We start from the raw sequence: 874 nt of genomic DNA on the forward strand, positions 1-874 counted from the left end.
AGTCTGTTTCCATCACCAGTGCCTCAAGGGGCAGCTCAGCCGCCAGGCGCCTGAGCTGCAGGGCCGGCTCAAACGTCACGGCGCCGCCGAAGCCCAGTTTCAGGCCCAGCTTGACGAACTCCGCCGCCTGTTGCCCACTGCCATTGAACGCATGGCCGATGCCATGCCACCCGCCTTCAGGCGCCAGGTCGCGCAGGTGCTTGAGCAGCTTGTCCGCCGATCGCCGCACATGCAGGATGACCGGCAGGCCGTGCTTGCGCGCCAGTTTGAGTTGTTCGCGGTAGAAGTGCTCCTGGCGTTCACGCATCGGGCTTTGCGTCAGGGCAGGCACAAAATAGTCGAGGCCGATTTCCCCTACCGCGACCAGCCGGGGGTCGGACCGCCTCAGCGCCAGTTCGCTGTCCAGCGTCTGCAGATCAGCCTCTTGCGCGCGCGGCACGTAAAGCGGGTGAATACCCAGGGCATAGCTGTCGGAAAACCGGTGCGCCAACACACGGACGGCCTCGAAATTAAACACGCCCACGGCCGGCAGCACGCAGTGAGTAACGCCTGCAGCGGCTGCCCGCGCACGAACTTCGGCGACATCGGCGGACAGTTCAGGGGCGTCAAGATGGCAGTGTGTGTCTATCCAGAAAGTCATTCAGTCAATCCGGCAGGGCAACCGGAGATGCAAAAAGAAAGGTACAAAACAAGAGACAAGCTGGCGCAGGCCTTGCTTGCGGAAGATGTTGACACAGAAATGAAATCGGGACACGCTATGCTTTTTTGTGAGGAAATGCACGCGCAACCCGCTATCGTTTTTTTTCGTTACCGTTTTGTCCCCGATCTCTTTTCGTCAACCTCTGTCAACCAACGTCGACTGATATCCCAAGGA

2 protein-coding genes are annotated in these 874 nt (G+C 59.8%); one reads left to right on the forward strand and one right to left on the reverse strand.

The window, feature by feature from the left end; translation table 11 throughout:
• The coding region (locus AC1D0Z_RS23140) for a TatD family hydrolase (RefSeq protein WP_477660468.1) at nt 1–640 on the reverse strand (640 nt) is incomplete at its 3' end.
• Nucleotides 641–667: 27 nt separating this feature from the next.
• Here AC1D0Z_RS23140 and AC1D0Z_RS23145 point away from each other — a divergent pair.
• Nucleotides 668–874, forward strand: a 207-nt coding sequence (locus tag AC1D0Z_RS23145; protein WP_477660469.1) for a hypothetical protein, incomplete at its 3' end; no start/stop codon positions are given.

The sequence above is a fragment of the Polaromonas sp. P1_E3 genome, assembly GCF_056405935.1.